We start from the raw sequence: 26,633 nt of genomic DNA, 5'->3' as shown, positions 1-26,633 counted from the left end.
AACACGCCCGGGTGCGCCGGCTGTCCCTGTGCTGCACCTGGTCCAAACGGGCACCCGGGAGGTCCCGGCGTCGAACGCCAGGCCTTCGGAAAGGCTAAGATGGAAGGCATGACTAGCATGACGGACCCTCTCGAAAACGATCCGCGGCGCGAGCTGTCCGGGGCTGGAACGTCCACGGCCACCATTGAGCGCGAGGAACTCCGCCAGGAAGTGGAGCCCGGGGACCGGGAGCGCTTTTCGCACTACGTGCGGAAGGAAAAAATCATGGAGTCCGCCCTCAGTGGCGAACCCGTTATTGCCCTGTGCGGCAAGGTCTGGACGCCGGGCCGGGATCCCAAAAAGTTTCCGGTCTGCCCCATGTGCAAAGAGGTTTATGACGGCCTGCGGCCCAGCAACGACGGCGGCAAGGGCTCCGGCGGGGACAAGGGCAACAACAAATAGTGACGGAAACCCTCTTTGGTGGCCCCACCCTGCCTCCGGCATACCCGGAACGCGCAGCCTGGGGAACCGCCCCGAAACTCCGTGCCTGGCAGCAGGAGGCCCTGGATCTGTACATGCAGGCGGCCCCCCGCGACTTCCTGGCCGTCGCAACGCCCGGCGCCGGTAAGACCACCTTCGCGCTGCGGGTTGCCTCAACGCTGATCGAGGCCGGCACCGTCAACCGCGTCACCATTGTGGCGCCCACCGACCACCTCAAGCGGCAGTGGGCCGACGCCGCCGCCAAGGTGGGCATTGCGATCGACCCCAACTTCAAGAACTCCGACGGCCAGCACGGCCGCGGCTTCGTTGGGGTGGCCGTCACGTACGCCCAGGTGGCCAGCAAACCGCTGCTGCACCGGGCCAAGACGGAGGCCGCCCGCACCCTGGTGATCCTCGATGAGATCCACCACGGCGGCGAAGCCCTGTCCTGGGGCGACGGCCTGCGCGAGGCGTTTGATCCTGCCATCCGGCGGCTGTCCCTGACAGGTACGCCGTTCCGGTCGGACACCTCACCCATCCCGTTTGTGGAATACGCCCAGGACCGCGACGGCATCCGCCGGTCGAAGGCGGATTACACATACGGTTACGGCAGTGCCCTGCGCGACCATGTGGTCCGCCCCGTGATGTTTATGGCCTATTCGGGCCAGATGCGCTGGCGCACCAGCGCCGGCGAGGAAATGGCCGCCTCCCTCGGCGAGGCCGCCGTCACGAAGGACATCACCTCCCAGGCCTGGCGTACGGCGCTTAACCCCACGGGGGAGTGGATCCCGGCCGTCCTGGCCGGCGCGGACAAGCGGCTCAGCGAGGTGCGCCGCACCGTGCCCGACGCCGGCGGCCTGGTTATCGCCACCGACCACGAGGATGCCCGCGCGTACGCCGGCCAACTGAAGCGGATCACCGGCGAATCGCCCACCGTTATCCTCTCGGATGACGCCAAGGCTTCGGACAAGATCGACGAGTTCACCGCCAGCGAGAAACGCTGGATGGTGGCGGTCCGCATGGTGTCCGAAGGTGTTGACGTCCCGCGGCTGTCCGTGGGCGTCTACGCCACGTCCACCTCCACCCCGCTGTTCTTCGCCCAGGCCGTGGGACGTTTTGTGCGTGCCCGCAAACGCGGCGAAACGGCGTCGGTGTTCCTGCCGTCGGTGCCGCAATTGATGGCGCTGGCCAACTCCATGGAAGCCGAACGAGACCATGCCCTGGACCGTCCCGAAAAAGAGGACGCCGACGGCCTGTTCAACCCCGAAGACTCACTCATGGCGGACGCCAACCGCGAGGACAAGGCATCCGACAGCCTCACCAAAGGCAAGTTCGAGGCACTGGATTCGCAGGCGTCCTTTGACCGGGTCCTGTTCGACGGCGGCGAGTTCGGTACCGGCGGCGAAGTGGGTTCGGACGATGAACTGGACTTCCTGGGCATTCCAGGCCTGCTGGACGCGGAACAGGTGGGGACCCTCCTGCGCCAGCGCCAGCACGAGCAGCTGAACCGGAAGAGCAGGTCTGCGCCCGTGCAGGCGGCCGCCCCGGCCATGCCGGACCACCGGATGCTGATGGACCTGCGGAATGAGCTGGCCAAAAACGTCTCGGCCTGGTCGGCCCGGACCGGCACCCCGCACGGTGTGGTGCACACCAAGCTGCGGACGGTGTGCGGTGGCCCTCCCGTGGCCCAGGCCAACGAGGAGCAGCTCCAGTCGCGGCTGCGGAAGCTCCAGGACTGGTTTATCGGCCGCACGTAGGCGCGTGGCGGACCGCCAGGGGTCGAGGCGTTATTTGGCTTTGACCACCGGCAGGTCATCCCAGTGCGTGGTGTACCGCGGCGTCAGCCTGTCCCGCTTGGTGGCCCACTTCGATCCGGACCTGAGGCCGCCGTGGCCCAGCCCGATGCTGGCCCGGCCGAACCGTTCCGCAACACCATCCAGGATGGGGCCCAGGGTCCGGTCCGGCGTGTCCAGGAAGTCCATCAGGGTGTCCTGGCTGCCTGCCGGACTCAGGTCCCTGACGGTGACGCCCACCCGCATATAGGGGGTGCCTTCGCGGATGTCCGGCAGCAGGCGCTGCGCCGCCCTGATGATCTCCAGGGGATCGGCGGTGGGGGAGGGGAACGCCACGTCCACGGAGTGGGCCACGACGGGTCCGCCGTTAAAGGACGAGGTCCGGGCGAAAGCGTTGAGGTTCCCGGTGACCAGCTTTTTCCGGGCAAGGCGGGCTGCTGCGCCCTGGGCGTAGACACTCAGGGCCTGCCCCACCTCCCTGACACTGCTGGCGGGAGTCACAAACGACCGGGAAAACAGGATCTGGCTGTGGCCCCGGGTTTCGTCCAGGGTGATGCAGGGGGTTCCCTGCAGTTCCAGGACCGTCCGCATCAGGACCACCGAGAAACGCTTGCGGATCACCAGGGGATCGGCATTGCGCAGGTCCCAGGCCGTGATAATCCCGACCGCGGCGAGCCGGGTGCTGTTGCGCCCGCCCACACCCCAGATCTTCTGCGCCGGAAGCTTGCGCAGCAGCCGCTCCTGGTCCGCGGGGCTGATGCTGTCCCAGTGGCAGACGCCCTGGAAGTGCGGGTTGTTCTTGGCCCATTGGTTGGCAAGTTTGGCGAGGGTTTTGGTGGGGGCCAGCCCCACGCAGACGGGCAGTCCCACGTGGCGGCGCACGCCGCGGCGGATGTTCCGGCCGGCGACGTGCTGGTCGGCGGTGCTTCCGGGCAAGGTCAGGAAGGCCTCGTCGATGCTGTAGATCTCGGTGGCCAGCGAGTGCCTGGCCAGGTACTCCATCACCCGTGCGCTGAGGTCCCCGTACAGTTCGTAGTTGCTGGACAGGCCCACCAAGCCCCAGGCCTTGGCCTGCGCCGAGATCTGGAACCAGGGTGCGCCCATGGCGATGCCCAGGTCCTTGGCCTCGGCGCTTCGGGTGATCACACAGCCGTCATTGTTGGACAGGATCACCACGGGCCGGTTTTCCAGCGATGGGTCGAAGGCGCGCTCCGCGGAAACGTAGAAGTTGTTCACGTCCACCAGGGCGAAGCACTTTGCTGCGCGGTCGGGGCCGGCTTCAGACACGGTGCAGGCACCGGGTGGCGACGCCCCACACGGCCAGGTCGACGCCGGCCGTCACCGTGATGGGGGCCAGGCCGGGATCGTCAGCGGTGAGCGTGAGCTCGTCCCCGGCAAGGTGGAGCCTGCGGATGATCAGCTCGCCATCCACAACGGCAACCACCACGGAGCCGCTGCGGGCCGTGAGGGAGCGGTCCACGATCAGTTCGTCCCCGTCGAAAATGCCGGAGGCCCGCATCCCGTCGCCCGCCACCCTGAGGATGAACGTGCTGGTGATGTCGTTGATCAGGTGCTTATTGAGGTCGATGCGGCCGGAAAAATAGTCCTGAGCCGGAGAGGCAAAGCCCACCGGCAGGAATGACTCTCCGGTCCCGGCTGCTCCTTGTCCGGCGCTGTCCGCCGGCTCCGTTGGGTAGGCCATGGTGTCCCTCCATTCCGATTCCCCCCAGTCTAATCGAACATGTGTTCGAGCCAGGCCGACGCGGGGGCGGTCCGGAGGTGAGCCTCAGGTACAGGCCGTGGGACTAGGCGATCTCGACGCCGCCCAGTTCCATCTCCGCCACGGCCTCGTCGAGGTCTTCGGCGATCCCGGCTGTCAGGGAACGGATCACGGTGACGCCGTAGCCTGCCTGGACCGCATCGAGGGCGGTGGCGCGCACGCAGTAGTCGGTCGCCAGCCCCACCACCACCACGTCCTCCACGTCGTTGCTTTGGAGCCATTCATCCAGGCCGATGGCGTCCCCGTCCGGTGCTGACTGCGGCGAATCGTTGGCCCCGGGCATTGACCCGGGCTGGCGCTCGCCGGTGGGGACAGCGTCCTCGGGGGCTAGTAGGCCTTCGAAGCCGGAGTAGGCGGCCGTGAACTGGCCCTTGCGGAAGAAGGCCTCGATGTACTCGGTGTCCAGGTCCTCGTGCAGCTCCGCCCCGCGGGTTCCCGCCACGCAGTGCGGCGGCCAGCTGTCCTTGAAGTCGGGGGCAGCGGAGAAGTGGTTGCCCGGATCGATATGCCAGTCCTGGGTGGCCACCACATGGTCGAATTGGCCGTGGTGGGCGTCGACGTATTCGCTGATGGCAACGGCCAGGTCCGCCCCGCCGGTGACGGGCAGTGCACCGCCTTCGCAGAAATCGTTCTGGACATCAACAATGATCAGGGCGCGGGACATCAGCTCTCCTCGTAAACGGTGGGGATGGCGGCGTCGCCGCGCTGGAGCCGGTGGACCACCGAGGGCAGTTCGGCCATGGAATCCGCGTGCCGTTGCCGCGCGCGCTGCACTCCCTCATAACCGGTCCAGCCGGGGAGCAGTTCGCCGTTTTTCATGAACTGCTGCAGGAGCTGGCGGTCGTTGCCGTCGTCCTCGGGCCGGTGCCCCACCCCGACCATCTCGGCGGTGGCAGTGCCGCGTTCGTTCAGCTTGCGCAGGGCATATTTACGGCCGCCTACGCTGGCCTTATTTTTGGCTGCCTTGGCGACGGAGACGAAGTTCCCGGCGTCGTCAGTGCGGCTGACGAGCTTGTAGACCATGCTCGCCGTCGGCGCGCCGGAGCCCGTCACCAAAGACGTGCCCACGCCGTAGGAATCCACCGGAGCGGATTGCAGGGCAGCGATGGCAAACTCATCGAGGTCGGAGGTGACCACAATTTTGGTGTTCACGTTCCCCAAATCGTCCAGCAGGCGGCGGACCCATTGCGCCTGGGCCACAAGGTCACCCGAGTCCAGCCGTACCGCGCCCAGTTTGGGCCCTGCCAGGTCCACGGCCGTGCGGACGGCGGTTTCGACGTCGTACGTGTCCACCAGCAGCGACGTGCCGGCGCCAAGGGACGCGATCTGGGCGTCGAAGGCGTCGCGCTCATTGTCGTGCAGGAGCGTAAAGGAATGCGCTGCGGTGCCCACGGTCTTGATGCCGTAGCGCACGCCGGCTTCCAGGTTGGAGGTGCTGTCGAAGCCGGCAATGACAGCGGCCCGGGCAGCAGCGGACGCGGCTTCCTCGTGGGTGCGCCGTGACCCCATTTCGATGCATGGCCGTCCGCCGGCCGCGCCCACCATACGGGAGGCCGCCGAGGCGATGGCACTGTCGTGGTTCAGGACCGACAGGACGTAGGTTTCCAGCATGCAGGCCTCGGCGAACGTGGCCTCAACAATGAGGATGGGGGAGTTGGGGAAGTACGCCTCGCCCTCGGCGTAACCCCAGATGTCGCCGGTGAACCGGTAGTCGGCCAGGTAGTCCAGCGTCTGCTGGTTCACCACCTTGGTGGCAGCCAGGAACTCCAGCTCGGCCGCGCCGAACCGGAAGTTGGCGATGCCTTCCAGCAGCCGTCCCGTGCCCGCAACCACGCCGTAGCGGCGGCCATCCGGCAGGCGCCGCGCGAAGGCTTCAAACACCGATTTGCGGTGGGCTGCGCCGGAATGCAGGGCAGCCTGCAACATGGTCAGCTCGTAGTGGTCTGTGTAAAAGGACGTGCGGGGATGGTCCCAGCCGGCAGAGGTGCTCACGAAAATCACTCTAGTCCCCACCGGCTCCCACGTCTCGCTGCGCTTCGCCGCGGGTCCCTCGCCGGCGTGGCCCCACCCACCGGCTCCCACGTCTCGCTGCGCTTCGCCGCGGGTCCCTCGCCGGCGTGGCCCCACCCACCGGCTCCCACGTCTCGCTGCGCTTCGCCGCGGGTCCCTCGCCGGCGTGGCCCCACCCACCGGCTCCCACGTCTCGCTGCGCTTCGCCGCGGGTCCCTCGCCGGCGTGGCCCCACCCACCGGCTCCCACGTCTCGCTGCGCTTCGCCGCGGGTCCCTCGCCGGCGTGGCCCCACCCACCGGCTCCCACGTCTCGCTGCGCTTCGCCGCGGGTCCCTCGCCGGCGTGGCCCCACCCACCGGCTCCCACGTCTCGCTGCGCTTCGCCGCGGGTCCCTCGCCGGCGTGGCCCCACCCACCGGCTCCCACGTCTCGCTGCGCTTCGCCGCGGGTCCCTCGCCGGCGTGGCCCCACCCACCGGCTCCCACGTCTCGCTGCGGGACCCTCGCCGTTGTGGGCCTATCCGGCGGAGGACCATCCTCCCCATAGAATGGACGGATGACTGTAAGCGTTGCGCCCCGCCCTGACATCCAGGAGGGCACCCGGACCGGAACAGAGGAGGCCACAGGCTCCCTGACGGCCCCGGATATCCCCTGGAACCTGGTGATCTGGAACGATCCCGTGAACCTGATGAGCTATGTCAGCTACGTTTTCCAGAGCTACTTCGGGTACTCGGGGACCAAAGCCAACAAGCTCATGATGGAGGTCCACAAAAAGGGCCGCTCCATCGTCGCGTCGGGCAGCAAGGAACAAGTGGAACGGCACGCAGTGGCCATGCACGGCTTCGGGCTGTGGGCCACGGTGGAGAAGGCCAGCGGCGGTCCGGGCGGAAAGTCCGGCAAGTCCGGCGGCTCGGGCCAGGGTAAGGGGAAACGTGGCTAAGGCATTCAAATACGGCCTCAAGGGCATCACCGGTTACCTCGAACCTGCCGAACGCGAGCTCCTGCGCAGCCTGATCGATGACGTCATCTCCATGCTTGAACCCGAGGAGCGGGCAGGGCAGGATCCGCTGGCGGCCCTGATCGGCCTCGACATGGACGTTGCCGCGCCCTCCGACCGGGCGGTCCTGCGGTTGCTGCCGGACGTTATGAAGAATGACGACGACGCGTCCCTGGAGTTCCGCCAGCTCACCGAGCGTTCACTCCGGGAAACCAAGATCGGCGCCCTCCGGGCTGCCGCCCTGGACCTGGACAAGGACGAACTGGTCCTCACCGGCGACGGCCCCCGGCACTGGTCCATGGCCTTGAACGACGTCCGCCTGGTCCTGGCCGAGCGGCTGGACATCCGCGACGAGGAGGACGCCGGGCATGTGCACCTGATGCAGGACTGGTCCCAGGCCGAGGACGTGGAAAGCTACCTGGCGCTGGTGTACAACTTCGCCACCTGGCTGCAGGAATCCCTGGTCCAGGCCATGCTGGCGTCCATGGAGACCCGCAGGTGAGCGCGGCGGCCCCGCTGTCCTGTGACCTGCCAGACATGAGTTCCAGGGCACAACATGATGGCTGAGGCTGCCGGGAAGACCTATCCTCGAATAATCATGACAACAGCCCCGAGCATGGAGCCGCCAGCGGATGCTGACCCGGTGTCCGCAGCCAGCGACCTGCCAGCCGCCGCGCTGGAATCCCGCCCCATCGGTGTGTTTGATTCCGGCGTGGGCGGGCTGACCGTTGCCCGCTCCATCATCGACCAGCTGCCCAATGAAGCCATCCTTTACGTGGGGGACACCGCCCACGGACCTTACGGCCCGCTGCCCATCGCCGAAGTCCGCGCCAACGCGCTGGGGGTGATGGACGAACTGGTGGATTCCGGTGTGAAGCTGCTGACCATTGCCTGCAACTCGGCGTCGGCCGCCGTCCTCCGGGACGCGAGGGAACGCTACACCGCCAAGTACGGCATCCCGGTGATCGAAGTCATCCAGCCCGCCGTCCGCCGGGCGGTTGCCGCCACGCGCACCGGCCGGGTGGGGGTGATCGGCACTTCCGCCACAGTGGGCTCCCGCGCTTATGAGGACACCTTTGCGGCCGCCCCGGACCTGGAGATCACCTCCGTGGCCTGCCCCGAGTTCGTCAGCTACGTGGAAGCAGGCATCACCACGGGACCGGCCCTGCTGGCCATCGCGGAGGAATACCTGGCTCCGCTGAAGGCAGCCAATGTGGACACCGTGGTCCTGGGCTGCACCCATTACCCGCTGCTGACCGGCGTCATTTCCTTTGTGATGGGGGCCGACGTGACCCTGGTGTCAAGTGCTGAGGAAACCGCCAAGGACGTGTACCGGGCCCTGGCCACCCGCAACCTGCAGCGCACCGACGCCACGCCGCCCGAACACCACTTTGTTGCCACGGGCGACGCCGGTCAGTTCGAGTCGCTGGCCCGGCGTTTCCTGGGGCCTGAGGTGCTGTCCGTCCGGCACGTGGACCACGTGGCGGCCCAGTACCCCACGGGCAGCCTGGCCCGGATCACCCCTGAGATGATCGCCGCGGCCCAGAGCGCCCGGAACCGTCCGCGGATTTCCAACTTCGTGGGGGGCCGCCTGGCGGGGACCGCCCGTGACGGGAGGCCTGGCCTGTGAAGCTCACCATTGTCGGGTGCACCGGCTCGTTTCCCGGCCCCGGCTCGCCGGCGTCCTGTTACCTGCTGACCGCCACGGACGGTGACCGGACCTGGAAGGTGGTGATGGACCTGGGCAGCGGCGCCCTGGGCGCCATCCAGCGGTACACCGACCTGGAGGACATTGACGCGATCTTCCTTACGCACCTCCACCCGGACCACTGCATGGACCTGTGCGGGCTGCACGTCGCGGTGCGCTGGAAGCCCGGCGGCTGGGACGGCGGCAGGATCCCGGTCTGGGGTCCCGCAGCCACCGCCGACCGGATGGCCACCGCCTACGGGCTGGACCTGGACCCCGGGATGCACGAGGAATTCGACTTCACCAACTGGGCCGAGCGCAAGCCGGTGACTGTTGGCCCTTTCACCGTGACCCCATACGCCGTGAACCATCCCGTGGAGGAGGCCTACGCCCTGCGCGTGGAAGTGGTGGAGCCGGACAAGTCCGGCAACCCGGTCACCCGTGTCCTCACCTACTCAGGGGACACCGATTCCTGCCCGGGCCTTGAAGAAGCTGCCAGGGATGCCGACCTTTTCCTTTGCGAAGCGGCCTTCGAGGAAGGGCGCGACGACGGCATCAAGGACGTCCATTTGACCGGCAAGCGGGCAGGGGAGGCAGGAGCCGCGGCCGGCGCGCGCCGGCTCCTGCTCACGCACATTCCGGTCTGGACCTCACCCACCACGGTGATGGCCGAGGCCAGGCCCGTGTTCGGCGGCGACGTGGCGGTGGCCGTGGCCGGGGTGCATTACACCGTCTAAAGCCCGGAAGGGTGCTGGCGCAGCGGAGTCGGATCTTGTATGTTATCGATATTCGTTATTAACGATCATCGATAATCCGGGGGATTCATGAATATGGCAACGCAGCGCAGGTCGGCTGGACAAAAGCAGTTTGTATCACGCGTGGACGCCTTCGCCATCATGGCGGGTGCGGCGCTGGCCGCCGTGGCCAGCACAGTCTGGACCGTGTCCGGCGTCGTTGCCACCTTGACCGGGCCGGTGACCCTCACCCTGCCCCTGAACGACGCTTCCCAGCAGCCCGGGGGACTAATGCTGGACGCTACCGCCCGGTTCAGCGCCATCGAAGCCACCATTCCCGTGCTGCCCTCCGCGGAGGCGGCCCAGTTGGCCTGGGCAGGAGTCTTGAACCAGCTCAGTTTCCTCGCCGTTGCGGCGCTGCTCTTCCTGCTCGCCTTCCGGCTGCAGCGCCGGAGCCTGTTCACCCCGTCGTCGTCCTGGATCATCATCGGCTGCGGCCTGGTCCTTGCCGGAGCCGGCTCCGTGGCGCAGGTCCTGGACGGCCTCGCCCGCACCGGCGCAGCCCGGTTGATTGGGGCGCCGGGCCGGCCCGGCGATGTGCTGTTTGCCGGCGACTTCAATGCCGCGCCACTGATAGCGGGAACCGTGCTGGTGCTGGTTGCCGGCGCCTTCCAGTTTGGGCGCCGCCTGCAGAAAGACACCGAGGGGCTCATCTGATGCCGGCTGAGGACTACTCGGCCATCCACTGCAGGCTCGATGAGCTGCTGGCAGAACGCGGCATGAGCCTGACGGAGCTGAGCCGGCTGGTGGGCGTCAGCCTGGTGAACCTGTCCGTCCTGAAGAACGACAGGGCCAAAGCCATCCGGTTCTCCACCCTCACTGCGCTGTGCGGGGTCCTCAATTGCACTGTGGGGGACCTGCTGACCCACGAGCCCGGCCAGGGCTGACCGGGCTCCGGTGGCACGGCCTCCGGGCTTCAATGGATAAGCTGAAGGCATGACTTCTGAAGCAACCGCAGTGCCCGTAGTGCGCGCCGATGGCCGCACCCCCGACCAGCTCCGTCCCATCAGCATTACCCGGGGCTGGTCCAACCAGGCCGAAGGCTCGGCACTGATCGAGTTCGGCAACACCAGGGTCCTGTGCACCGCTTCGCTGACCGCAGGCGTTCCGCGCTGGCTCAAGGGTGAAGGCCGCGGCTGGGTCACCGCCGAGTACGCCATGCTGCCCCGCGCCACCAACACCCGCTCCGACCGGGAATCCGTCAAGGGCAAGATCGGCGGCCGGACCCACGAGATCTCCCGCCTGATCGGCCGCTCGCTGCGCTCCATCATCGACACCAAGGCATTGGGCGAAAACACCATCGTGCTGGACTGTGACGTCCTGCAGGCCGACGGCGGCACCCGCACCGCCGCAATCACCGGCGCCTACGTGGCGCTCGCCGATGCCATCCGCTTCGCCCGCGACAACAAGCTGATTGCCCGCAACGCCCAGCCCCTGGTGGACACCATCGCCGCCGTCTCCGTGGGCATCATCGACGGCGTTCCCATGCTGGACCTGCCCTACGTCGAGGATGTCCGCGCCGAAACCGACATGAACGTGGTGGTCACCGGTTCCGGCAAGTTCGTAGAGGTCCAGGGCACCGCGGAAGGCGCCCCGTTCGACCGCGCCGAGCTGGACCAACTGCTGGACCTGGCCCTCCTGGGCACCACGCAGCTCGCCGCCATCCAGCGCGAAACGCTGGCAGACACGCTGTGACGGCCGCTCCCCGGTTGGTGCTCGCCACCCACAACGCGGGCAAGCTGCGTGAACTCCGGGAGTTGCTGCGTGGCCAGGTGCCCGGGCTCGACGTCGACACCCAGGTGGTGGATGCGGCGGCAGCAGGTGCCCCGGACGTGGTGGAAACCGGTGTCACCTTCGCCGAGAATTCGCTCCTTAAGGCACGCGCTGTGGCCGCTGCCACCGGCCTGGTGGCCATAGCGGACGATTCAGGCCTGGCGGTGGACGTGATGGGCGGCGCCCCGGGGATCTTCTCCGCGCGCTGGGCCGGCCGGCACGGAGACGACCAGGCCAACCTGGAGCTCCTGCTCAACCAGGTCGCCGACGTTCCGGACGCCCACCGCGGCGCTGCGTTTGTCTGTGCCGCGGCACTGGCCGTCCCCGGCACCCCGGAGGAGCCGGGCCGCGAAGACGTGGAATACGGCCAACTGGAGGGCACGCTCCTGCGGGCTCCCCGCGGCGCCGGCGGGTTCGGCTACGACCCCGTCCTGCAGCCGCTGGGCGGCGACCGGAGCTGCGCCGAGCTCTCTGCCGAGGAGAAGAATGCCATCAGCCACCGCGGCAAAGCCTTCCGGGCATTGCTGCCGGCCATCATCTCCGCCCTGCAGGAAGCCGGCGAGTAACGCCGTCGGACGTTCCTGACCTGCCTTAACGCCGAAGGGCGCGCCCCCGTGTCAGCGGTGGGCGCGCCCTTCGGCGTTTGTCGCTAAAGAACTCAGCGCTGGTCGGGCCGGTGGCTGCCGGTGTCCCGGGGCGTTTTGTGCTCGTCCTCAGGGGTGTGCTCCTCGATGAACTCGGCCACGGGGTCCGTGCCGTAGGCCTTGGCCTGCCGCTTGGCGGAAAGGCCACGGAGCACCTCGACGCCGATGGGCAGGACCGAGACCAGCACGATGAGGATAAAGATGATGTCCAGGTTGTCCCGGACCCACGGCACGCGGTCGCCCAGGAGGTAGCCCAGCAGCGTCACGCCGCCGCCCCACAGCACCGCACCGATGACGTTGTAGAGGAAGAACTTGCGCTTATCCATCTGCGCCACACCCACGATCACCGGCACAAAGGTCCGGATGATGGGCACAAAGCGGGCCAGGATCAGTGCTTTGCCGCCATGCTTTTCGAAGAACGCGTGGGCGCTCTCGACGTTCTCACGCTTGAAGAGCCGCGAGTTGGGCTTATTGAAGATGGCGGGCCCGGCCTTGGAGCCGATGAGGTAGCCCGTCTGGTTGCCGATGATCGCCGAAATGATGATCAGCAGGGCCAGCAGCCACACGTTGAACTTGATGGTATCCGTGGCCACGAGCAGGCCGGCGGTGAACAGCATGGAATCGCCCGGCAGGAAGAAGCCCACCAGCAGGCCCGTTTCGGCGAAAACGATACCGCACACAAGCAGCACCACCCAGGGCGCCAGGGCGGGATCGGCCAGGAAGATCTGGGGGTTCAGCCAGTCGGGGAGGAACGAGGCCAGCTGCGGCTGGACCGGTCCTGCACCGCCCAGCGTGGACACAGCAAGGTCATTCAGGAGAGGGATGTTCACCTTCCAAGGGTACTTGACCTGCATGTGCCGTCCGGTGAGGCCACCCCCTAAGCCGTCGGCCGCCGTCGTCCGCGTGATATCCGTGACAGGGCCGCCCCGGTAACGCGGAAACGGCCCGGCCCGGCGGTAAAGTGTGGGCGTGGGTTTGGATTTTACGGCGATTGACTTCGAGACGGCGAACGGGTTCAGGGGCTCCCCCTGCGCCGTGGGGCTGACCAAGGTCCGCGGCGGCCGTGTGGTGGAGGAAGCGTCCTGGCTGATGCGCCCGCCCCCGCGCCACGACCACTTTGAGTACCACAACACCCGTATCCACGGCATCACCTCAGCCGACGTGGCATTGCAGCCGCGGTTCGGCGACCTGTTCCCGGAGATCGGCGCCTTCATCGGCGGCGATGTGCTGGCCGCCCACAACGCGGCCTTTGACCTCGGCGTGATCCGCTCGGCCCTGGAAGTCTCCGGCCTTCCCGGCCCGGCCTACGACTATGTGTGCACGGTGATGCTGTCGCGGCGGTGCTATTCGCTGGTCTCCAACTCGCTGCCTTTCGCCGCGGAGGAAGCCGGTGTGCCGCTGGTGAACCACCACGACGCCGCCGAGGATGCCCGCGCCTGCGCCGGGATCCTGATCGACATCGCTGCGCGCAACGGCGCCAACAGCGTGGCGGAGCTGTACCTGTCGCTGGGGCTGGTGATGCCCCGGCAGGAGGCGTTTGACCCCGCCATCGACCCGCTCTCCAAGCCCAGCCTGGCCGCCCTTTCCTCGGGCAACGGCGCTGCGCTGGTCCGGCCCTTCCAGTCGGGCTGGCCGGAGGAGGGCGCCAACCCGGAGCCCAACCCGGCCGCCGCACCGGGGCATCCGTTGCATGGCCAAACCATCGTGTTCACCGGTTCGCTGTCCATCGGCCGGCCCGAAGCGAAAATCCGGTCCGCGGAACTTGGTGCCCGTCCCGAGAGCCGGGTAACGGGCCGCACCACCGTTCTGGTGGTGGGCGACGGTTTTGTGGCCGCAGACCTCCGGTCCGGCCGGCTCACGGGCAAAGCCAAACGCGTCCTGGAGCTCCACGACCGGGGCCAGGCCATCGAGGTGCTGTCCGAGGGCGAATTCCTGCAGATGGTGGGAAGTTTCGCGGCGGCCGGCGCCTGATCATCCCGCTGCCGGTCATGCGGCGCAACAAAGCTTCCAAGCCGGGGACTCCGCTCCTAGCCTTGGGCCATGAGCTCCCTTTTTGCGTTCCCCAATCCAGTCAACGAATACGCCGCCCGGGTGACGGCGGGACTGGTGGTGGTCCTTGCCCTGGCCACGGCGGTGACAGGCTCCGTCTGGGGGCTGCTTGCCCTGGCCGCAGGGTTCTGGCTCCGGGTGCTTTTCGGTCCAAGGGTTTCGCCGTTGGCCCTGCTCTCCGTCAAGGTCATCACGCCGTGGTTGGGGAAGGCCAGGCTGGTGCCGGGGCCGCCGAAGCGTTTTGCGCAGGGCCTCGGAGCCGCAATCTCCACCATTGCGCTGCTGCTGTTCCTGGCCGGCGCGGCACCTGCCGCCTGGACGGTGCTGGGACTGCTGGTGGTGGCCGCCTCGCTTGAGGCCGTCCTGGGCTTCTGCGCCGGCTGTGTCATCTTCGGGTTCCTGCAGCGCCGCGGCCTGATCCCGGCGGACGTGTGCGAGGCCTGCAACAACATCAGCCTTCGCCGGTCGTAACCTTCACCAGCAGCTCGCCCATTCCGCGGATCACCTCAGGCGCTTCCAACGCCTCCAGCCAGTCGGCCGGGAGGCAGTCCGTGCCGTAATGCGCGCCCAGGATGTTGCCCGCGATGGATCCGGTGGAATCGCTGTCCCCGCTGTGGTTGACCGCCAAGGCGACGGCGGCCCGGAAATGCCGGACCGGGCGGGGCTCGCCGTTGTCCGCGGCGTCCGTGGGGATTGTGGCCAGGACAGCGTAAAGCGCGACGGCGAACGCCTCCTCCGCCACCCAGCCCTCGCCGAGTGCCGCCACCAGTTCCTCCGGTGCCACCACGCCCTGCCCGGCAAGCCGCAGCGCGGCGTCGAGGCGCCCCGGCAGTTCCGGGGCGACGTCCTTCACGGTGGCTGCATGGGCTGCCACGGTGGCTGCCGCCCCGGCCAGGGTTTCGCCGGCCACAAGGTGGTGGATCAGGAGGCTGAACACCCCGGCGCTTTGCCGGGCAGAAGGGTGGCCATGCGTGAGGGAGGCGGCGTCGGAGCTGAGTTTGTAGACGGCGTCGGCCGTGATGTGCGGGATCAGCCCGAACGGTGCCGATCGCATCACCGTGCCGCACCCTTTCGACTCCGGGTTGACGGGCCGGATTGAGGTGCCCATTTCTCCGGTGGCAAGGCCAGAGAGACAGGCTTTGCCGGGGTGGCGTTGCTGGTGGAGGACGGCGTTTGAATCAATCCAGCGCGCTTGCGGTGCAGGCGCCCGGGGGCCGGCCTCGACACCCTGCGTGGCCAGCCAGCGCAGGTAGGACAGCCACAGGCAGGCGTTGGCGTCTGCGCCGACACCCGAGTTGGCCCACTCCAGCGCCTCCACCAGCCCGTCCACGGTGTAGAGGGTCATTTGGGTGTCATCGGAGAAATGGGCTGGGCGGCCGAGGGCACCGAAGCCCTGCAGGCCGCTGTTGCCGAAGCGGGACCGGATTGTTGCCATGGAATCGAACTCCACCGCGTAGCCCAGCGCGTCTCCCAGGGCACCGCCCAGGAGGCAGCCGTGGATGCGGGACTTCAGGGCGGGGCCGGGCTGGCCGGATTCGTTGCTCATGCTGCAAATTTACCGTGGCAGGGTGGCCGGCCCGAGCCACGGGCCCGCGGCAGTGCCCGCTTGAGGGCACCTCCAGCAAACCCACAGCCTGGACTGGAAGAGTGTTGGGGTTGCCAGCGGCAACACTGCCATCCACCCCTGACTTAAGGTTTCCCATGCGCACGCCTGCCCCTGCCCGGTCCGATACCCGTCAGCCGGATGCTGCCGGCGAATCCCAGCAGGGCGGACTGCTGCCCCGGCTGGCCGCCGAAGCTTTCGGCAGCCTGTTCATCACCGTGGTGGCCCTGGGCGTTCCGCTGTTCAGCATTCCGCAGACCAGTCCGCTGCCTTCGGCTTTGGCCGCGGGCCTGGCCATCACTGCTGCCATGATCGCCTTCGGACACGTCTCGGGCGGTCACTTCAACCCGGCCATCACGGTGGGCCACCTCCTGGCCGGGCGGATCCGCGCCGGCCGCTCGGCAGCGTACGTCGCCGCACAACTGGCGGGGGCCTTGGTTGGCGCGCTTGCCCTCTTCGGTGTCCTGAGTACGCTTCCCGGCATCCAGGACAGCCGCACGGCATTCGCCACGGTGACCGCCGGCTTTGCCGAGCACTCGATTGTGCAGGCGCCGCTGGGTGCCGTGCTGCTCTTGGAGCTGCTGGGCTCCATCATCATCGTGGCCGTGTTCCTGGGCGCGGGATCGCGTGCCAACACCGCCCGGGCGGCCGCCCCGGTGGCCGTGGGCCTGGCCTTCGCCGCGCTTCTTCAATTGGGCCAGACTCTGGGCAACCTTCCCTTCAACCCCGCCCGCGCCCTTGCTTCGGCGGTCTTCAGCCCAGGATGGGCGGTTGAGCAGGTCTGGGTCTTCCTGCTGATGCCACTGGTGGGCGGCACCATCGCGGGCCTGCTGTTCCGCGTTTTCGACTCTGCCGCTGCTTCGACGCCGGTGGCAGCCATCGACGGCGGCGACCCCGCAGCTGATACCGCGGATGACGTCGCCGCGGCAGGGGGCCGGTCTGGTGTTGACGGCCAGGACGACGGCGGCTTCCGGGACGCTGCCGACGGCGGCGACGCGTCCGCCGTCGACGGTTTCCTGCCGGAATCCGAACCTTCCCGGCAGGGCCCGGCGGGCGCCGCCGCAACTCCTTCGGCCAGTACCGACGAGGCCCGGGAACTCTTTGACGGAAAGCGCGGCTGATGCGCCCCGCTGCGGCGGGTGCGCAAACTGTCGGTGCCAGCCGCTAGCGTAGAAATATGCGGTTATTACACACCTCGGACTGGCATCTGGGCCGGTCCTTTCACGGCGTAGGCATGCTGGACGCCCAACGGGACTTCATTGACCAGCTGGTGGCGGCCGTCAGCGGTCACAACGTCGATGTGGTCCTGATTGCCGGCGACGTCTACGACCGCGCGCTGCCGGGCGTGGACGTGGTCCGGCTCCTGGATGATGCGCTGGTGCGGATCACCGAAGCCGGTGCCATGGTGGTGCTCACCAGCGGAAACCACGACTCCGCCATCCGGCTGGGCTTTGCCGCCAGGCTCCTGGAGCGCGGGGGAGTGCACCTGCGGACCCGGGTGGAACACCTGGCCCAGCCGCTGCTCCTGCCGCTCGGGGAGGACCCTGACGGGGCCTCCGCCCAGCTGGCCATTTACGGCATTCCCTGGCTGGAACCACGGCTCGTCGCGGACCAGCTGGGCGTTCCGGCCAGCCATTTCGAAGTGACACAGGCCGCCACCGGGCTCATCCGCGCCGATCTGGCGGAACGTCCCGGTACCGTCCACTCGGTGGTCCTGGCGCACACCTTCGCCACCGGCGGCATCAGTTCCGACAGCGAGCGGGACCTCAGCATAGGCGGCGTGGGGGCCGTCCCGCTGGATCTGTTTGACGGCTTCAGCTACACCGCACTGGGCCACCTGCATGGCAGGCAGCAGCTGTCGCCCCAGGTCAGGTACTCCGGCTCCCCGCTGGCGTATTCGTTCTCGGAAGCGGGCCACCGTAAGGGCGGCTGGCTGGTGGACATCGAAGCAGGGGGCGTCACCGCTGTCCAGGAAATCCACTGGGAAGCGCCCCGGGAGCTCGCTGTTCTCCGCGGCCATTTGGCTGAACTTCTGGCCTCGCCGGACCACGCGTGGGCGGAAACCGCCTACTGCCAGGTCACCCTCACGGATCCACAGCGTCCCGCCCGGGCCATGGAACAGCTGCGGCAACGGTTCCCGGACACCCTGGTCCTGGGCTTCGACCCGGACGGGGCCACAGCGGCAAGCACCGCCACCTACAGCAGCAGGCTGGCCGGCGCACCGGACGACCTCGCCGTCTGCTGCGGATTCCTGGACCACGTGCGTGGCCGCGAACCTGATCCGGACGAAACCGCAGCACTGGCCGCAGCGATCGAGAACGTGCGCCTGCAGGAGGTGTCCCGATGAGGATCCACGCACTTCGGATTTCAGCGTTCGGGCCGTTTGCCGGTACGGAGGACATCGACTTCGACCGGCTCAGCGCGCATGGCCTGTTCCTGCTCAACGGCCCCACGGGTGCCGGCAAGACCAGCGTCCTGGATGCCATCTGCTTCGCCCTGTACGGCTCTGTTCCGGGTGCCCGGCAGGACGGCAAGCGGCTCCGCAGCGACCATGCGGAGCCAGGCCAGGAACCTGCTGTCACCTGCGAGTTTTCCGCACAGGGCCGGCGGTTCGAAGTGACCAGGTCACCGGCCTGGGACAAACCCAGCGCCCGCGGCAAAAACGGCTTCACCACCCAGCAGGCCAAGACCCTCCTGCGCGAGCGGGTGGGCGGCGCCTGGCAGGAAAAGTCCACCCGCAATGATGAAGCAGGCGCCGAGATTCTGGCCCTGCTGGGGATGGACCGTGAGCAGTTCACCCGGGTGGTGATGCTGCCGCAGGGCGATTTCGCCGCGTTCCTCCGTTCCAAGGCGTCGGACCGGCTGGAACTGCTGCAGAAACTGTTTGGCACCCAGCGCTTCGAATCCCTGGAACAGGAACTGTCCCGCCAGGCCCAGGCGGCCAAGGAAAGTGTGGCCGCGCTGACAGCCCGGCTGGGCGTCTTGTTTGGCCGCGCCGAATCGGAGGCCGCGGCCCTGGAATTGGCTACTGAGGATGCCCCGGCCGCCGAGACTGCTGAGCGGCTGGAATGGCTCACGGATGCTGTTGAAGACCGGCTCGGCGAGCTGACGAAGGCCGCTTCGGCGGCGGGTACGGCCAGCACGGCCCGCGCCGCCGAAGTGGAGGCGGAAGCAGCCCGCCAGGACCGGCGTGCCAGGCTCGATGCCGCGGACGTCCGGGCGCAGGCAGTGCACGACTCTGCCGCGCAGGTCGCCAGCCAGCTCGAACGGCTTGACCGCCACCGCCAGGCGGAAGTCCTGGCCGCACACCTTCAGGGTGTTGACTCCGCAGCGGCAAAGGTGGCCGGCGCAGCCTCAGCAGCCGAATCAGCACTGACCCTGCTCCGGTTGGCGGCGGCGGAAGACCCGGAATTGGCCCGGCTGGAGCTGGACCAGGAGCAGGATCTGGAGCAGGCCGGGCGCTCCGGGACGGCGCCGCTGTCCGGCGCCACGGCGGAACTGGGACGGCTCCGCTCGCTGCTGGCCGTGGTGGAAGCCCGCGTGCCGGACGAAGACCGGCTGCGGGAACTTCGCACCCGGCACACCACCCTTGCGGGCCGGCACCACCTGGCCGGCAAGGCGCTGGCGGACCTGGACAGCCGCGAAGTCCGGCTGGGTGCCGATCGCAGCGCGCTGATGGCGGGCCTGCCGGACCTTGAGCTGCGCGCCGGGGCCGAACCGTTGTTGAGCAAGGAGGCTGCTGCTGCCGGGGAACTGCTGGACGTGGTCCGCCGCCATGCCGCGGCCCTCACCGGCCGTACAGCTGTCCACCTCCGGTACGAACAGGCCCGGGAAGTCCGGTTGGAAACCAAACGCGAGTGGCTCGATCTACGCGAAGCAAGGCTGGCCAACGCCGCCGCCGAGTTGGCCGCCCATCTGCTTCCCGGCAGCCCCTGTCCTGTCTGCGGCAGCGGCGAGCACCCGCTTCCTGCGGCATCCGGCCACGGCGGCCCAGGCCTGGCCCAGGCGGAGGAGGCTGCGGAGCAGGAGCACGAGGCGGCCGAGGCCGCATTTGTGCAGGTCAGCAGGGAACTGTCGGACGCAGACCAGAAGATCGCCGTCCTGGTCAGCCAGGGTGGCGACACCCCGGAGGAGCAGGCACGCCAGGACGCACACGATGCCCGGGAGGCGGCCCGCGCCGCCAAGGACGCCGCGGCCGAACTCGCCACAAAGCTGGAAGAGCTGGCGAAGACGGATGACGCCATTGCCGCCACGGCCAAAGCCCGCGCTGCCACGGAAGCGGAACTGGCGCAGGCCGCCGCGGAGCTTGCCGGCCTGGCGGAACAGACCGAAACCCTGGACCAGGCGTTGCTTGAGCTCCGCAACGGGCATCGGAGCCTGCCGCAGCGCCTGCGGGCCCTGGAAAAATCGGCGGCAGTCCTCGCCAAGGCCCTGGACGGACAGGAACGGCTGGACCGGGCACGGGCAGCGGCCGCTGAGGCGGCGGAACAGCTGGAGCAGGCATTGCCGGGGGCAGGATTCAGCAGCCCCGACGAAGCCCGGGAGCGGTTGCTGGCCGGCGCGGAGGCAGCCTCGCTCCAGGCACAGGTCCGGGCCGCGCAGGACGAAGCCGCGCGTGTGGCTGAACTGTTTGCCTCCCCGGACCTGGTCCAGGCCCGGGAGGAACAGGCCGCCGGGCCCGGAGCCGGCACCGATGGACTCCTGGCCCTTCGCGGGGCCGCTGCCGCTGCCCGCGAGGAAGCGAGGCAGGCGGACCTCGCCGCCGGTCTGGCCGGGCGTTGCCTCGCCGCGCTGCAGGCAATGGGCACCGAATACGCTGACCTGACGGGGGCGGCCCGGGGGCCCGCCGAGCGTGCTCAGATGCTGGCCGGCCTGGCGGACGCCGCAGCCGGCCGGGGCGAGAATACTTACCGCATGAGCCTGAACAGCTATGTCCTGGCCGCCCGGCTGGAACAGGTGGCCCTGGCCGCGTCGGAACGGCTGGTGGCCATGAGTGATGGCCGGTACCTGCTCCAGCACACCGACGCCAAGGCTGCCCGCGGCGCCAAGTCCGGCCTGGGCCTGGAGGTTGTGGACCAGTGGACGGGATTCCGTCGGGACACCTCCACCCTGTCCGGCGGTGAGTCCTTTATGGCCTCGTTGTCGCTGGCCCTCGGGCTGGCGGACGTGGTCCAGCAGGAAGCCGGCGGCGTGGAAATTGAGACACTTTTTGTGGACGAAGGTTTTGGCAGCCTCGACGAGCAGTCACTGGAACAGGTCATGGACGCTCTGGAAGGCCTGCGGGATGGCGGCAGGGTGGTAGGCCTGGTCAGCCATGTGGGGGAGATGAAGCAGCGGATTGGGACCCAGCTCCAGGTCATCAAGGCCAGGACCGGGTCCACGCTGCGCATTACCGACGCCCTGGACCTGCCCGGGTAGCGGCGCCGATATACTGGAACAGTTACCGGGTTTCGCGCATCGGGAGGAGGGACGGTGCGCAGAGAGTAAACGAGCCCGGAAATGACGCCACAACCTTCTCCCGCTGCAACCAACAACACCCTTGAGGCCGGCCCCGCCACCGCTGCCCCGGTGGGCCGCTTCGCCCGCCTTCCACAGCTGGCCGGCCGCAGTTTCCTGCCTCTGGGCCTCTTCGCCCGGCTGCCGCTGGCCATGCTCACGGTTGGCACGCTGACCCTGGTCACCTCCGTCAGCAGCTCCTACGCCATTGGCGGAACCGCTGCCGGGGCCGTAGGCATCGGTTCGGCCCTTGGCGCGCCGATGCTCGGTGCGCTGGCAGACCGGCGCGGCCAACGCCCTGTCCTGCTGGTGGCCGCTGTCCTCAATACCCTCGCCGTTGTGTCGCTGATCGTCGCCGCCACCACCATGGGCGAGGCTGGTGGGTTCCCCGTATTTGTCCTGGCGACGGCGTTCCTGGCCGGCGCCAGCTGCCCGCAGGTGGGGCCGCTGGCCCGGGTCCGCTGGATGGCCCTGGCCTCCCGCGGAGTGCCGGCGGATAACAACCGCGACCTTGACACGGCACTCTCGTACGAAAGCACGGCAGACGAAGTGACCTTCGTCCTGGGGCCTGCCCTGGTGGGCATCCTCGCCAGCCTGCTGGCGCCGTGGCTGCCGCTTGCCCTCGCCGCGGCCATGACCATCACGCTGGTCCCGGCGTTCGCCTCGCACCCGACGCACCGCTCGGTGCCGATCAGCCGCCGCAGCGCAGGATCAGGCTCCGCAGCGCAGGAACCTGCAGCCAAAAAACTGCCGCCGGCCGTGATCCTGCCGGTGGTGGCAATGGTCTGCATGGGCACCTTCTTCGGCTCCACCCAGGCCGCACTCAGCGCCTTCTCGGCAGGGTTCGGCGGCTCGGAGCTGGCCGGCCTGCTGTACGCCGCCATGGGCCTGAGCTCCGCCGCCGCCGCACTATCGGTGGCCTACTGGCCGCGCCGGTTCAGCCTTCCGCTGCGGTGGATGGTGTCTGCCTTCGCCATGGCCGCGCTCGCCGTCCTGCTGCTGCTGCCCACGTCCCTCGGCGCCATGGTAGCCGTCCTGCTGGTCCTGGGCCTTCCCGTGGGACCGGTGATGGTCACCGTCTTCTCCGTGGGCGGCATGGTGGCCCCGGCCCGGCGACTGGGCACCGTTATGACGGCCCTGGCCAGCGGCATCGTGGCCGGCACGGCCCTGGGCTCCTCCATCGGCGGCCAGCTGGCGCAGACCAGCGGTTATGCAGCGGCCTTCATTGTCCCCGTGGCGGCTGCTTTGGCGCTGGCCCTCCTGGGTGCGGCAGCCGCCGTCGGACTCCGCCCGAAAGACCCGGGCGCTACTGACGCGCCGCGGACGGCAGCGTAAGGATCTCGGCTCCGTCGGCCGTGATGGCAATGGTGTGCTCACTGTGGGCGGTCCGGCAGCCGGTGGCGCTGCGCAGGGTCCATCCGTCCGGGTCCGTGACCAGTTGGGCAGTGTCAGCCATGACCCAGGGCTCAAGCGCCAGCAGCAGGCCCGGACGCAGTTTGTAGCCGCGTCCGGGCCGGCCGGTGTTGGCGATATGGGGGTCCTGGTGCATCGTGGAGCCGATGCCGTGGCCGCCGAACTCCGTGTTGACCGGGTAGCCGGCGTTGGTGAGGACCGTGCCGATGGCGTGGGACACATCGCCGATCCGGGCCCCCGGACGGGCAACGGCGATCCCGGCTGCCAGGGCGCGCTCCGTGGCGTTGATCATGGCAACGCTGGCTGCCGGGCGGGCCGCGCCCACCAGGAAGCTGACGGCGGAATCAGCCGCGACCCCATCCTTGATGACAGCCAGGTCAAGGGTCAGCAGATCGCCGTCGGCAAGGGTGTAATTGTGAGGCAACCCGTGCAGCACGGCGTCGTTCACGGCAGTGCAGATGTAGTGCCCAAAGGGCCCGCGGCCAAACGAGGGAGCATAGTCCACGTAACAGGACGTGGCCCCGGCCTCGAGGATCATGGCCTTGGCCCACCTGTCGATGTCCAGCAGGTTGGTGCCCACCGTGCTGCGGGCCTTGAGGGTGTGCAGGATGTCTGCCACCAGGGTCCCGGTGACCTTTGCACGGGTCAGCTCGGCGGGGTTCAGGATTTCGATCATGCAGTGCCTCCAGGCATCATTTTCCAATAACTATACCGGCCATATTATCCCGGTACTATAGTTGGTGCCATGGTCAGGTTGCCCCTCACACCCGAAGAAGTCGAGCGCGGAGAACGCCTCGGCGCCCTCCTCCGCCGAGCCCGCGGACAGCGTTCCATGCTGGAAACGGCCCTCGCAGCACGGGTTTCGCCGGAAACGCTCCGCAAAATCGAGACCGGCCGGGTTGCCACGCCTGCTTTTCCCACCATCGCCGCGATCGCTGACGTGCTGGGCCTTTCGCTGGACGAGGTATGGGCCGGGATCAATCCACCCGCCGGTGGCACCGCCCAACTCGACGGCCGCGGCGCGCCGCAGCGGTTGGCATCCTGACCGGGTGCAGCCTCGGACCGGCTTTACCCGGTCACGCCAGCAGGGCCTCGATCCGGGCCGCACTGGCCGCGAGCGCTTCGCCTACAACTGCAGGGCCGTGCTCGGACCGGATGTAAACCACGGCGAGTGCGGCCGGCCTGCCGCCGGGCACCCGGACCGGTGCCGCCAGTGATGACACGCCGGGAATGACCTCGTCATGGCTGGCGGAGTACCCCTGCCGCCGGGCCTCTGCGGCTTCCGGCCGGTAGGCGATCCCGGTTCCCAGGCGCTCCCATTCGGCTTCGGTCAGGGCGGACTGGATGGCGATGCCCGGCGCGCCGGCATTGATGGGATGCCGGCTTCCGGGGTGCTGGGCCACTGTTGCGCCGGCGTGCCGGGGCTCCACCGTGACCAGCGTGATGCAGTCATGGTGGTCCCACAGCGCCACAAACGCCGTCATGTCCAGGGTGTTGGCGAGGTGGGTCAGCTCCGGCATTGCTGCTGCCTGCAGGTTCCTTGACACCCCGCGGGCCAGGACGGCGAGTCCCGGTCCCGGCATCAGCTTGCCGGCGTTGTCCCGCTCCAGCAGTGAGTGGTCCTCGAGGGTGCGCAGGATGCGGTACGCCACGGAGCGGTGCACGGCCATGGCGTCCGCCAGTTCCGCAATGGTCAGGGGGCCGGGGGCGGCAGCCAGGATCTCCAGCGCACGGATGCCGCGCGAGAGGGTCTGCGACGGGGGTGCCGCGGCCGGTGCCGCTCCGGCCGGTGCTGCAGCGGAGGAAGTCATGGCATCCATCCTAGGCCGCCACGATCCCAGGGGACCGGCCCGGCGGCGCCTGCGCCGCCTCGCCATCAGGCTGGCGCCGGCACGCCACCCGCCAGGGTCCCTGCACCCAAACAACGTTGAATTTTGCCGCTTTGCGTGTCCTGACTCACATTTTCGTAGTACCCTGCTTACTAACTGACCGTTCTGTCGGTAATTATGAAGGCGTCCGGTGGCATCCCCGCCGAATAAACAATGGAGTTTCAATGACCACACCTTCCCAGGTGGACACCCTTACCGGCCCCAGCAGCAGGCACGAAGAACGCAAAGTCCTTGCCGGCACCCTGGTGGGCACCACCATCGAGTGGTACGACTTCTTTATCTTTGCCCAGCTGACGGCGACGCTGCTGTCCCCGCTCTTCCTGGCACCGCTGAACGAATCAAACCCGGGCCTGGCCCAGATCCTCTCCTTCGCCCTGATCGGCATCAGCTTCCTGTTCCGGCCGCTCGGCGCCGTGGTGGCGGGCCACCTCGGGGACCGCCTGGGCCGCAAGGCCATGCTGGTCTTCACGCTGGTGATGATGGGGGCCGCCACGGCCCTGATCGGTATGCTGCCCACCTACGCCCAGATCGGCGCCTGGGCCCCGGTCCTGCTCATCCTGCTCCGTGTTGTCCAGGGCTTCTCGGCCGGTGGCGAGTGGGGCGGTGCCGCACTGATGGCCGTGGAGCACGCACCCCTGAATAAGCGCGGCCTCTTCGGCGCCTACCCCCAGATCGGCGTGCCGGTGGGCATGATCCTGGCCACCGGGTTGCTCTACTTCCTCAACACCGGAATGTCCAAGGAGGACTTCGCGGCCTGGGGCTGGCGGCTGCCGTTCCTGCTCTCCATCGTCCTGATTGTGGTGGGCTACCTCATCCGACGCGCCGTGGCCGAAAGCCCGGTCTTCCAGGAAATGGCCCTGCGGAAGAAGGAAAGCAAGGCGCCCCTGGGCGAGCTGGTCCGCAACCACAAAAAGCCGGTCCTGTACTCCACGCTGATCTTCATCGGCAACAACGCCGCCGGCTACCTGTTGATCGCGTTCTTCATCTCCTACGCCACCCGCATCCTGAAGATGCCCACCCCGCAGATCCTGCTGGCCACCACGCTGGCGTCCTTTGGCTGGCTGATCTTCACGTTGGTGGGCGGCTGGCTTTCGGACCGGATCGGCCGGGTGAAGACGTTCGTGACCGGGTACGCGATCATCTTTGTGTGGATGATCCCCATGTTCGCCCTGATCGACACCAAAAACATCTGGCTTTACGGGCTTGCCCTGTTTGTCCTCACCATCGGACTGGGCCTCTCCTACGGGCCCATGTCGGCCATGTATGCCGAAATGTTCCCCGCTAACGTCCGGTACTCCGGCATCTCCATCGGCTATGCCTTCGGCGCCATCCTCGGCGGCGCCTTTGCGGCCACCATCGCCGAATTCCTGCTGCAAAGCACCGGGTGGACCGGCTCCATCGGCATCTACATCATGGTGCTTTGTGTCATCTCGGTGGTTGGTGTGGTGCTCGCCAAGGAGACCAAGGGCAACCCGCTGGGCGTCAGCGGCGGCCACCACTAGGAACCTTTCCACGCGCCCGACGGCGGGCCGGACCACGGCGGTCCGGCCCGCCGTCGGACGTTAATCGGCAGCCGCTGCCAGGAAACCGAGCGCGTCCGCGTCCGTCAGTTGGCCGAAATTCCGGTAGAAGCTGCCCACGGCGCGGAACTTGCCGGGCAGGTGCAGGCACAGCACGGCGTCGCAGACCCGTTCCAGGGACGTCTCCGCCTCCACGGACCCCACGGGCGCCGCCGCCACCACGGCTGCCGCGTTGCCGGCCCGGACCGCCTCGACGGCAGCACGCATGGTGGCTCCCGTAGCCAGCCCGTCGTCCACCAGCAGCACCGTTTTTCCCGCCAGGTCCAGGCTGTATTCCGGGTACCGGGCCGCACGCCTGTGCAGTTCGGCGCGTTCCTGGGCCTCCACGGCTTCCAGCTGCTCCCGGCCGACCCCATGGGCCAGCACACGGTCCAGCAGCGGCCGGTTGAGGAGCCGGACGGTGCGTCCGCCGGACCGGGCCAGCGCCCCGTACGCGGTTTCCGGATGCCCCGGGATGCCCAGTTTCCGGACCAGGACAGCGCCTAACGGCAGGAACAGGGCCTGGGCGGCGGCAGCGGCCACGGGGATCCCGCCCCGGGCCAGGCCCAGCACCACGGTGTCCGGCCGTTCCCTGAATTGGGTCAGGACCGACGCCAGCTGCCGGCCGGCGTCGGTGCGGTCCTCAAAGCGCGTTCCCATGTGTCCCTTCCGGCCCTTTTGCCACGTC

27 protein-coding genes are annotated in these 26,633 nt (G+C 68.3%); 18 read left to right on the top strand and 9 right to left on the bottom strand.

Features of this window, described 5'->3' with window-relative positions; genetic code table 11:
- The first annotated feature begins 99 nt into the window (after positions 1 to 99).
- Together ACRB8A_RS11930 and ACRB8A_RS11925 are read left to right on the top strand one after the other, a co-directional pair.
- The gene (locus tag ACRB8A_RS11930; protein WP_050687920.1) at positions 100 to 441 is read left to right on the top strand and encodes a DUF3039 domain-containing protein; all 342 of its coding nucleotides are present in this window, start codon (positions 100 to 102) and stop codon (positions 439 to 441) included.
- Positions 441 to 2,216 carry a DEAD/DEAH box helicase gene (locus ACRB8A_RS11925; protein WP_050687921.1) on the top strand — a complete coding sequence of 592 codons (1,776 nt, stop codon included), beginning with the start codon at positions 441 to 443 and terminating at the stop codon, positions 2,214 to 2,216. The genes ACRB8A_RS11930 and ACRB8A_RS11925 overlap by 1 nt, the downstream gene beginning before the upstream one ends.
- Positions 2,217 to 2,246: 30 nt before the next feature.
- Here ACRB8A_RS11925 and ACRB8A_RS11920 read toward each other — a convergent pair whose 3' ends face one another.
- The 4 genes from ACRB8A_RS11920 to ACRB8A_RS11905 form a co-directional block, all read right to left on the bottom strand.
- Complete coding sequence (locus ACRB8A_RS11920) at positions 2,247 to 3,539, bottom strand: Y-family DNA polymerase (RefSeq protein WP_432244763.1); 1,293 nt, start codon at positions 3,537 to 3,539, stop codon at positions 2,247 to 2,249.
- Positions 3,532 to 3,954, bottom strand: coding sequence for a LexA family protein (locus ACRB8A_RS11915; protein WP_056597270.1), 423 nt, complete (start codon positions 3,952 to 3,954; stop codon positions 3,532 to 3,534). Before ACRB8A_RS11915 ends, ACRB8A_RS11920 begins: the two co-directional genes overlap by 8 nt.
- Positions 3,955 to 4,057: 103 nt before the next feature.
- Positions 4,058 to 4,696 (bottom strand): isochorismatase family protein, encoded by a 639-nt coding sequence (locus ACRB8A_RS11910; RefSeq protein WP_432244762.1) that lies wholly within the window; start codon positions 4,694 to 4,696, stop codon positions 4,058 to 4,060.
- Complete coding sequence (locus ACRB8A_RS11905) at positions 4,696 to 6,024, bottom strand: nicotinate phosphoribosyltransferase (protein WP_432244761.1); 1,329 nt, start codon at positions 6,022 to 6,024, stop codon at positions 4,696 to 4,698. The genes ACRB8A_RS11910 and ACRB8A_RS11905 overlap by 1 nt, the downstream gene beginning before the upstream one ends.
- 573 nt (positions 6,025 to 6,597) lie before the next feature.
- Here ACRB8A_RS11905 and clpS point away from each other — a divergent pair.
- The 8 genes from clpS to rdgB all read left to right on the top strand — a co-directional run bounded on the left by clpS (position 6,598) and on the right by rdgB (position 11,858).
- A complete protein-coding gene (gene clpS / locus ACRB8A_RS11900; RefSeq protein WP_050685530.1) occupies positions 6,598 to 6,981 on the top strand; it encodes an ATP-dependent Clp protease adapter ClpS in 384 nt (127 codons plus the stop codon).
- The gene (locus ACRB8A_RS11895; RefSeq protein WP_056597275.1) at positions 6,974 to 7,540 is read left to right on the top strand and encodes a DUF2017 domain-containing protein; all 567 of its coding nucleotides are present in this window, start codon (positions 6,974 to 6,976) and stop codon (positions 7,538 to 7,540) included. Before clpS ends, ACRB8A_RS11895 begins: the two co-directional genes overlap by 8 nt.
- Before the next feature lie 114 nt (positions 7,541 to 7,654).
- Positions 7,655 to 8,668: a glutamate racemase gene (murI, locus tag ACRB8A_RS11890; protein ID WP_432246037.1), complete on the top strand. Its 1,014-nt coding sequence runs from the start codon at positions 7,655 to 7,657 to the stop codon at positions 8,666 to 8,668.
- Entirely contained in the window at positions 8,665 to 9,462 is a 798-nt protein-coding gene (locus tag ACRB8A_RS11885; RefSeq protein WP_432244760.1) for an MBL fold metallo-hydrolase, read from the top strand. The genes murI and ACRB8A_RS11885 overlap by 4 nt, the downstream gene beginning before the upstream one ends.
- Positions 9,463 to 9,549: 87 nt before the next feature.
- On the top strand, positions 9,550 to 10,176 hold the full coding sequence (locus tag ACRB8A_RS11880; protein ID WP_056597280.1) for a hypothetical protein: 627 nt from the start codon (positions 9,550 to 9,552) through the stop codon (positions 10,174 to 10,176).
- On the top strand, positions 10,176 to 10,406 hold the full coding sequence (locus tag ACRB8A_RS11875; RefSeq protein ID WP_050685525.1) for a helix-turn-helix domain-containing protein: 231 nt from the start codon (positions 10,176 to 10,178) through the stop codon (positions 10,404 to 10,406). Before ACRB8A_RS11880 ends, ACRB8A_RS11875 begins: the two co-directional genes overlap by 1 nt.
- Before the next feature lie 49 nt (positions 10,407 to 10,455).
- Positions 10,456 to 11,214, top strand: coding sequence for a ribonuclease PH (gene rph / locus ACRB8A_RS11870; protein WP_050685524.1), 759 nt, complete (start codon positions 10,456 to 10,458; stop codon positions 11,212 to 11,214).
- Positions 11,211 to 11,858, top strand: a complete 648-nt coding sequence (gene rdgB, locus ACRB8A_RS11865; protein WP_056597284.1) for an RdgB/HAM1 family non-canonical purine NTP pyrophosphatase — start codon at positions 11,211 to 11,213, stop codon at positions 11,856 to 11,858. The genes rph and rdgB overlap by 4 nt, the downstream gene beginning before the upstream one ends.
- 92 nt (positions 11,859 to 11,950) lie before the next feature.
- Here the strand turns inward: rdgB and ACRB8A_RS11860 are convergent, their stop codons facing one another.
- A complete protein-coding gene (locus ACRB8A_RS11860) occupies positions 11,951 to 12,751 on the bottom strand; it encodes a DedA family protein (protein WP_050685534.1) in 801 nt (266 codons plus the stop codon).
- A gap of 154 nt (positions 12,752 to 12,905) precedes the next feature.
- On the opposite strand from ACRB8A_RS11860, the gene ACRB8A_RS11855 reads away from it, so the two are divergent.
- Complete coding sequence (locus tag ACRB8A_RS11855) at positions 12,906 to 13,907, top strand: exonuclease domain-containing protein (protein ID WP_050685533.1); 1,002 nt, start codon at positions 12,906 to 12,908, stop codon at positions 13,905 to 13,907.
- A gap of 69 nt (positions 13,908 to 13,976) precedes the next feature.
- Entirely contained in the window at positions 13,977 to 14,456 is a 480-nt protein-coding gene (locus ACRB8A_RS11850; RefSeq protein ID WP_050685522.1) for a DUF4395 domain-containing protein, read from the top strand.
- Here ACRB8A_RS11850 and ACRB8A_RS11845 read toward each other — a convergent pair.
- Positions 14,437 to 15,531 (bottom strand): ADP-ribosylglycohydrolase family protein, encoded by a 1,095-nt coding sequence (locus tag ACRB8A_RS11845; protein WP_432244759.1) that lies wholly within the window; start codon positions 15,529 to 15,531, stop codon positions 14,437 to 14,439. The genes ACRB8A_RS11850 and ACRB8A_RS11845 overlap by 20 nt on opposite strands.
- 155 nt (positions 15,532 to 15,686) lie before the next feature.
- Here ACRB8A_RS11845 and ACRB8A_RS11840 point away from each other — a divergent pair, with 155 nt between their 5' ends.
- The 4 genes from ACRB8A_RS11840 to ACRB8A_RS11825 all read left to right on the top strand — a co-directional run bounded on the left by ACRB8A_RS11840 (position 15,687) and on the right by ACRB8A_RS11825 (position 22,419).
- On the top strand, positions 15,687 to 16,709 hold the full coding sequence (locus ACRB8A_RS11840; protein ID WP_432244758.1) for an MIP/aquaporin family protein: 1,023 nt from the start codon (positions 15,687 to 15,689) through the stop codon (positions 16,707 to 16,709).
- Positions 16,710 to 16,765: 56 nt separating this feature from the next.
- Entirely contained in the window at positions 16,766 to 17,935 is a 1,170-nt protein-coding gene (locus ACRB8A_RS11835) for an exonuclease SbcCD subunit D (protein ID WP_056597289.1), read from the top strand.
- The gene (locus ACRB8A_RS11830) at positions 17,932 to 21,006 is read left to right on the top strand and encodes an AAA family ATPase (RefSeq protein ID WP_432244757.1); all 3,075 of its coding nucleotides are present in this window, start codon (positions 17,932 to 17,934) and stop codon (positions 21,004 to 21,006) included. Before ACRB8A_RS11835 ends, ACRB8A_RS11830 begins: the two co-directional genes overlap by 4 nt.
- An 81-nt stretch (positions 21,007 to 21,087) precedes the next feature.
- Complete coding sequence (locus ACRB8A_RS11825; RefSeq protein WP_432244756.1) at positions 21,088 to 22,419, top strand: MFS transporter; 1,332 nt, start codon at positions 21,088 to 21,090, stop codon at positions 22,417 to 22,419.
- Here the strand turns inward: ACRB8A_RS11825 and map are convergent.
- Positions 22,391 to 23,173, bottom strand: coding sequence for a type I methionyl aminopeptidase (gene map, locus ACRB8A_RS11820; protein ID WP_432244755.1), 783 nt, complete (start codon positions 23,171 to 23,173; stop codon positions 22,391 to 22,393). The genes ACRB8A_RS11825 and map overlap by 29 nt on opposite strands.
- Positions 23,174 to 23,242: 69 nt before the next feature.
- Here map and ACRB8A_RS11815 point away from each other — a divergent pair, with 69 nt between their 5' ends.
- Positions 23,243 to 23,542, top strand: coding sequence for a helix-turn-helix domain-containing protein (locus tag ACRB8A_RS11815; protein ID WP_056597296.1), 300 nt, complete (start codon positions 23,243 to 23,245; stop codon positions 23,540 to 23,542).
- 31 nt (positions 23,543 to 23,573) lie between these two features.
- On the opposite strand, the gene ACRB8A_RS11810 is transcribed toward ACRB8A_RS11815, so the two are convergent.
- The gene (locus tag ACRB8A_RS11810) at positions 23,574 to 24,308 is read right to left on the bottom strand and encodes an IclR family transcriptional regulator (RefSeq protein ID WP_050685514.1); all 735 of its coding nucleotides are present in this window, start codon (positions 24,306 to 24,308) and stop codon (positions 23,574 to 23,576) included.
- Between the two features lie 242 nt (positions 24,309 to 24,550).
- Between ACRB8A_RS11810 and ACRB8A_RS11805 the strand changes: the two genes are divergently transcribed.
- A complete protein-coding gene (locus tag ACRB8A_RS11805) occupies positions 24,551 to 25,888 on the top strand; it encodes an MFS transporter (RefSeq protein WP_050685513.1) in 1,338 nt (445 codons plus the stop codon).
- 60 nt (positions 25,889 to 25,948) lie between these two features.
- Here the strand turns inward: ACRB8A_RS11805 and ACRB8A_RS11800 are convergent, their stop codons facing one another.
- Positions 25,949 to 26,605, bottom strand: coding sequence for a phosphoribosyltransferase (locus ACRB8A_RS11800; protein ID WP_056597301.1), 657 nt, complete (start codon positions 26,603 to 26,605; stop codon positions 25,949 to 25,951).
- Positions 26,606 to 26,633 lie beyond the last annotated feature (28 nt).

It is taken from the genome of Arthrobacter sp. G.S.26, from assembly GCF_050847375.1.
Lineage (GTDB): Bacteria > Actinomycetota > Actinomycetes > Actinomycetales > Micrococcaceae > Arthrobacter.
Note: the sequence above shows the minus strand (reverse complement) of the source record. Positions and strands in the feature narration are given on the sequence as shown.

Bases quoted from the DNA above. Each gene is read 5' to 3' on its own strand.
- ACRB8A_RS11930 (WP_050687920.1), top strand. From the start codon at position 100: ATGGAAGGCATGACTAGCATGACGGACCCTCTCGAAAACGATCCGCGG.
- ACRB8A_RS11915 (WP_056597270.1), bottom strand. From the start codon at position 3,954: ATGGCCTACCCAACGGAGCCGGCGGACAGCGCCGGACAAGGAGCAGCC.
- ACRB8A_RS11910 (WP_432244762.1), bottom strand. From the start codon at position 4,696: ATGTCCCGCGCCCTGATCATTGTTGATGTCCAGAACGATTTCTGCGAA.
- clpS (WP_050685530.1), top strand. From the start codon at position 6,598: ATGACTGTAAGCGTTGCGCCCCGCCCTGACATCCAGGAGGGCACCCGG.
- murI (WP_432246037.1), top strand. From the start codon at position 7,655: ATGGAGCCGCCAGCGGATGCTGACCCGGTGTCCGCAGCCAGCGACCTG.
- ACRB8A_RS11880 (WP_056597280.1), top strand. From the start codon at position 9,550: ATGAATATGGCAACGCAGCGCAGGTCGGCTGGACAAAAGCAGTTTGTA.
- ACRB8A_RS11875 (WP_050685525.1), top strand. From the start codon at position 10,176: ATGCCGGCTGAGGACTACTCGGCCATCCACTGCAGGCTCGATGAGCTG.
- rph (WP_050685524.1), top strand. From the start codon at position 10,456: ATGACTTCTGAAGCAACCGCAGTGCCCGTAGTGCGCGCCGATGGCCGC.
- ACRB8A_RS11850 (WP_050685522.1), top strand. From the start codon at position 13,977: ATGAGCTCCCTTTTTGCGTTCCCCAATCCAGTCAACGAATACGCCGCC.
- ACRB8A_RS11845 (WP_432244759.1), bottom strand. From the start codon at position 15,531: ATGAGCAACGAATCCGGCCAGCCCGGCCCCGCCCTGAAGTCCCGCATC.
- ACRB8A_RS11840 (WP_432244758.1), top strand. From the start codon at position 15,687: ATGCGCACGCCTGCCCCTGCCCGGTCCGATACCCGTCAGCCGGATGCT.
- ACRB8A_RS11835 (WP_056597289.1), top strand. From the start codon at position 16,766: ATGCGGTTATTACACACCTCGGACTGGCATCTGGGCCGGTCCTTTCAC.
- ACRB8A_RS11830 (WP_432244757.1), top strand. From the start codon at position 17,932: ATGAGGATCCACGCACTTCGGATTTCAGCGTTCGGGCCGTTTGCCGGT.
- ACRB8A_RS11825 (WP_432244756.1), top strand. From the start codon at position 21,088: ATGACGCCACAACCTTCTCCCGCTGCAACCAACAACACCCTTGAGGCC.
- map (WP_432244755.1), bottom strand. From the start codon at position 23,173: ATGATCGAAATCCTGAACCCCGCCGAGCTGACCCGTGCAAAGGTCACC.
- ACRB8A_RS11815 (WP_056597296.1), top strand. From the start codon at position 23,243: ATGGTCAGGTTGCCCCTCACACCCGAAGAAGTCGAGCGCGGAGAACGC.
- ACRB8A_RS11810 (WP_050685514.1), bottom strand. From the start codon at position 24,308: ATGACTTCCTCCGCTGCAGCACCGGCCGGAGCGGCACCGGCCGCGGCA.
- ACRB8A_RS11805 (WP_050685513.1), top strand. From the start codon at position 24,551: ATGACCACACCTTCCCAGGTGGACACCCTTACCGGCCCCAGCAGCAGG.
- ACRB8A_RS11800 (WP_056597301.1), bottom strand. From the start codon at position 26,605: ATGGGAACGCGCTTTGAGGACCGCACCGACGCCGGCCGGCAGCTGGCG.